Below are 5,078 nucleotides of genomic sequence, written 5' to 3' on the forward strand. Positions count from 1 at the left end.
ATTAAGGTTCTTTTGGGCCTTCGTCAGATTACAAAAGAAAAAGAGACTCTGGAATCTCAGGACAATCTGATTCAGGCACTGGCGATTCCTTATGAGAATATTTATACGGTCAATGCAGATACCTGTGAATCAATATGTTATCGTATGGGACAGGTTATGCAGGATCGTTACGGCGAAAAATTTGCTGTAGGAAATTACGAAGAGAATATCAGTTCGTATGTTGATAATGATGTGTTTGAAGAGGACAGGCCGCTGTTTTCTAAATTGCGCTCTGTATCGGATATCCTTCAGCTTCTGAAAGATAAAAAAACCTATTCTTTTAATTATCGGGTTTTTAGAAATCATCAGATCCACTATTTTGAATGTCAGCTTGTTAAACCGAATCCGGTCAGGAATGAGTTTGTTATCGGTTTTAAAAATACAGATGAGAAGATACGGCGTCAGTTAAAGCAGATCCATGAGATGGAGATGCAGAGGGAAATTATTGAGGGAATTGGTTCGGAATATTATTCGGTGCTTCTTGTAAATCCGGAGACAGATTCGGCGACGGTATACCGGGCACAGGATGAGGACGGACGTGCGATCGCAGAATATTTTCACAGGTATGATTACTGCTGGTCGAAGACCATTGAAAGTTATGCGGACGAAATGCTCTCTGATGCAAGCCGAGATGAATTTCTGGAAAAATTATCGCTTGAACATATTCGGGCAGACGGAAAGGATTATTCTTTTATTTATGAAAAAGTGACGGAGGATGTCATTACATACCTTCAGGTTCGGGTGTCCTTTGTCAGAGAAACAGGCGGAGGTTTTGCTGTTGTGGTCGGAACGCGAAATGTAGATGATCTGATCAAGAAAGAAAGACAGCAGGAGACGGCTCTGCAGGCCGCCTTTGATGCGGCAGAAGCGGCCAGCAAGGCAAAGACCGATTTCTTATCGAATATGTCTCACGATATCCGCACACCGATGAACGGCATTATTGGTATGACGGCCATTGCAGCGGCACATATCCATGATAAAGAACGTGTTCAGGACAGCCTTCAGAAAATTACTCAGGCCAGTAAGCATCTTCTGAGTCTGATTAATGAAGTGCTGGACATGAGCAAGATTGAATCGGGAAAAGTGGATCTTGTTGAGGAAGAATTTAATCTGTCCGAACTGATCGACAACCTTCTTACGATGACAAGTGCCCAAATTGAAGCCCATCACCATGAACTGAGTGTTAATATTTCCGGAGTGACGCATGAGGCGGTGGTCGGGGACAGTCTCCGTATTCAGAAGGTATTTATGAATCTGATGAGTAATGCGGTGAAATATACACCGGACGGAGGAAAGATTTCACTTTCTATTTCAGAGAAACCTTGCTGTCAGCCAAAGGTGGGCTGTTTTGAGTTTATTTTTGAGGATAATGGTATCGGAATAGAAGAGGATTTTCTCAATCACATTTTTGAGCCTTTCTCCAGAGCCGAAAGAACAAGCAATATTCAGGGGACAGGGCTTGGAATGCCGATCAGCCGAAATATTGTACGTATGATGGGCGGCGATATTAAAGTGGAAAGCAGGCAGGGCGAAGGTTCAAGATTTATTGTTACCATGTATCTGAAGCTTCAGGATACATCTGAAGTGTCCTACGACAAATTTATCGATCTTCATGTACTTGTGGCCGATGATGACGACTTGAGCCTGGAATCCTGCTGCGGAATGCTCACAGATCTTGGCATGAAGGCTGAGGGGGTATCAACGGGCAGGGAGGCTGTCAGACAGGTCGTGTGGCATCATGAGCAGAATAATGATTATTTTGCCTGTATTATTGACTGGAAAATTCAGGATATGGATGGAATTGAAACGACACGTGCTATCCGGAGAAAAGTTGGAGCGGATGTTCCGATCATTATTATTTCTGCCTATGACTGGTCGGATATTGAGCAGGAGGCAAGAGCTGCCGGTGCCAATGCATTTATCAGCAAACCGCTGTTCCGTTCCAGACTGGAAAGGACCTTTAACGTTCTTCTCGGACAGGAAGAAGAAAAAGAACCGGATACACCGTTAGATTCTCTGACGGAGATGGATTTTTCAAAATATCGTGCACTGCTTGTGGAAGACAATGAGCTGAATGCGGAAATTGCCACAGAAATATTAAAGACGACAGGTCTTTTGGTAGATCATGCCGTCGACGGCATTGAAGCTGTTGACAGAATGGTACAATGTGAAGACGGCTATTATGATATTGTCTTTATGGACATCCAGATGCCGAGAATGAATGGATATGATGCTACAAGAGCCATTCGGGCAATGCATCGGAATTATTGCCGCCAGGTCCCGATTGTCGCTATGACAGCCAATGCCTTTGCGGAAGATGTTCAGGCAGCCAAAACAGTGGGGATGAATGAGCATATCGCAAAACCGCTGGATCTGAGAATCCTTGCCAGAACATTGAGAAGGTGGCTTTCTAAGGAATGATGGTATAAAATTTAATTTAAAGTGAGAAAGGGCGTAAAGCCCTTTTTTACTTATTCCATGGGTTGCGAGAATGACGGAGGTGATAAAAATGCGCTATATTGTGAATCAGATTCAGGATGGGGAGGACGAATTGATTCTTAATTATCGGCAAATGAATTCAGAAGTTGAAGCGGCAATCGCTTTTATGGAAAAAAATCAGAAAAAGCTTATAGGAAAAGTGGATGGGGAAAGGGTGGTTTTCTTACCGGAGGATATTTTGTATATTGAGAAGGTGGATGATCGAACTTTCGCATATACGGAAGACAATGAGATTCAACTGGATATGTCTTTGTATGCGATTGAACTGCTGCTCAATGATGAACGTTATTTCAGGTGCAGCAAATCCATGATCGTCAATATCAATAAGGTGAAACGGCTGAAAAGTCTGTCGTCAAATCGTATAGACGCCACATTGATCAACGGGGAACACGTGATGATTTCACGCACTTATGCTTCATGTTTTCGAAAGCTGCTGAGAGGAGAATGACTATGAATAAACCGTCTTTATGGGAGAGATATCTGACAAAGGAAATCGGAATTGAGTTTAAGGCCTGCCTTTATTTTTTTGCATTATTGTTTTTTTACTGTGTGTATCGTCTGTGTACGGGATTTAAAGTGGCAGAGATCTGGCATATGGCAGAGATGATTTTTTTAACCTATATTGTGGGATATATTCAGGTGTTTTTACTTTGGAATTTTGATGAATCGGATGAACTTGGGAAAAAAGAGATATTGGGTATAAGTATTTGCACCATGATTTATACGGCTGTTTCCTATTTTGGAAACTGGTTTGATAAAAATATCTATGTGACAGCCGGATTCGCAGGATATGTTATCTTTCTCTATGTGTGTGTTTACTTTGTTTATAAATGCAGGAGAAAGATTGATGATAAAATATTAAATTATGATCTTGAACTGTTTAAAACCCGATCTGAAAAAGAAGAATAGTGCATCTTGTGTGCCAAAAAGTGTCACTGACGGGATGGTCTATTGCAATCCTTTTATTTTCTGATATTCTGTAATCAGATGGAGGTGGAAGTATGGAAAATAGAATAGAAATTCAAAATTTGACGAAAAACTACGGAAAACACAGGGGCGTGGAAAATGTTTCTTTTTCTGTACGGGAAGGTGAGATATTTGGTTTTCTCGGACCGAACGGTGCCGGAAAATCGACAACGATCCGGTCAATGCTCGGCCTGATAAAATATGATCAGGGACAAATCCGGATCAATGGGATGGATGCAAAAAAGGATAAAGAGAAGATTTTACGGGATGTAGGATACATGCCGAGTGAAGCCTGGTTTTATTCCGGAATGGAAGTCAGGGATGTTTTGAAGTTTTCGGCTGATGTGCGGCAGACGGATTGTAAGGAAGAGGCTGAAAAACTGTGCGAAAGACTTGAAATCAATGTAAAACGAAAAATAAGTGAATTGTCTCTCGGAAACCGGAAAAAAGTCAGCATTGTCTGCGCGATGCAGCATAAACCGAAACTTTTTGTTTTCGATGAACCGACCAGCGGTCTTGATCCACTGATGCAGAATGTTTTTTTTGAACTGGTGAAAGAATATGTCGATGAGGGTGCAACATGCCTTTTGTCGACCCATGTACTGTCAGAAGTGCGAAATTATTGTGACAGAGTGGCTATTTTAAAAGAAGGACGGCTGATTGTCACAGATACAGTCGAACATCTTCTGTCAAGTAAGTCAAAGCGGATTAAAATGATCCGTGACGGCCAAAGGCTGGACTTTATTTATAAAGATGATTTAAATAACCTGTACAAAGAGCTTATGGGGCATGACATTGAAGATATTCTCATTGAAGAACCTTCGATTGAAGAAGTGTTTATGCACTATTACGAAAAGGAGGGCGAATAAGATGTTGGCATTTTTTAAGAATGAATGGAAATCCGGATTAAAAAGTCTTCTTATCTGGTCCTTATGCGTCGGAGGTATGGGCCTTTTATGTCTTGTTTTGTATAAAAGTATGGAAGAAAGTATGGCGGATATGGCTGATAGCTTTGCCAGTATGGGCGCATTTTCGGAAGCCTTTGGTATGAGCACGTTGAGCATCGCCACATTGAAGGGGTATTTTGCTACAGAAATCGGTACGATCCATGCGCTTGGAAGCAGTTTTTTTGCGGCATCCATCGGAACGGTCATTCTTTCAAAGGAAGAGGACGGCCATACAGCCGAATTTACCTTTGTATTTCCGGTGTCCAGAGTGAAAATTATTGCAATGAAATTCGCCGCAGTGATCGCAAATCTGATCTGTTTTACCGCAATCTGTGCCCTGTTTTATGGTATTGGTTTTATTGCTCTGGGAGAGACAGCAATCGGCAGTGAATTTGTAATATTTATGCTTTTTCAGTTTATGATGAATGTGGAGATCGCATCGATTTGTTTTGTGATTTCGGCAATAAGCAAAAAGAACCGGATGGGCATCGGCATTTCTGTGGCTATGCTGTTTTATGTCTATGATCTGATGGCGCGGGTTGTGCCGGATTTAAAAGATTATATATTTATTTCGCCATTTTCTTATTCAAATGCCACTTCCATTTTTTCAAATGCTGAAACGGACAC

The 5,078-nt window shown here is 41.6% G+C and carries 5 protein-coding genes; all 5 read left to right on the forward strand.

Annotated elements, in window-relative coordinates; all coding sequences use genetic code 11:
* The coding region (locus QZZ35_RS08960; protein WP_291237089.1) for a hybrid sensor histidine kinase/response regulator at positions 1-2,460 on the forward strand (2,460 nt) is incomplete at its 5' end.
* A gap of 88 nt (positions 2,461-2,548) precedes the next feature.
* Positions 2,549-2,986 (forward strand): LytTR family DNA-binding domain-containing protein, encoded by a 438-nt coding sequence (locus QZZ35_RS08965; protein WP_291237090.1) that lies wholly within the window; start codon positions 2,549-2,551, stop codon positions 2,984-2,986.
* Between the two features lie 2 nt (positions 2,987-2,988).
* The gene (locus QZZ35_RS08970) at positions 2,989-3,447 is read left to right on the forward strand and encodes a DUF3021 domain-containing protein (RefSeq protein WP_291237091.1); all 459 of its coding nucleotides are present in this window, start codon (positions 2,989-2,991) and stop codon (positions 3,445-3,447) included.
* A 92-nt stretch (positions 3,448-3,539) separates the two neighbouring features.
* The gene (locus QZZ35_RS08975; protein ID WP_291237092.1) at positions 3,540-4,373 is read left to right on the forward strand and encodes an ABC transporter ATP-binding protein; all 834 of its coding nucleotides are present in this window, start codon (positions 3,540-3,542) and stop codon (positions 4,371-4,373) included.
* Position 4,374: 1 nt separating this feature from the next.
* The coding region (locus QZZ35_RS08980; RefSeq protein WP_291237093.1) for an ABC transporter permease subunit at positions 4,375-5,078 on the forward strand (704 nt) is incomplete at its 3' end.

Source organism: Frisingicoccus sp. (assembly GCA_016298055.1).
Lineage (GTDB): Bacteria > Bacillota > Clostridia > Lachnospirales > Lachnospiraceae > Frisingicoccus.

What these genes read in the sequence shown, in the direction of transcription:
- QZZ35_RS08975 (WP_291237092.1), top strand. Translation starts at nt 3,540, where the DNA reads ATGGAAAATAGAATAGAAATTCAAAATTTGACGAAAAACTACGGAAAA.
- QZZ35_RS08965 (WP_291237090.1), top strand. Translation starts at nt 2,549, where the DNA reads ATGCGCTATATTGTGAATCAGATTCAGGATGGGGAGGACGAATTGATT.
- QZZ35_RS08970 (WP_291237091.1), top strand. Translation starts at nt 2,989, where the DNA reads ATGAATAAACCGTCTTTATGGGAGAGATATCTGACAAAGGAAATCGGA.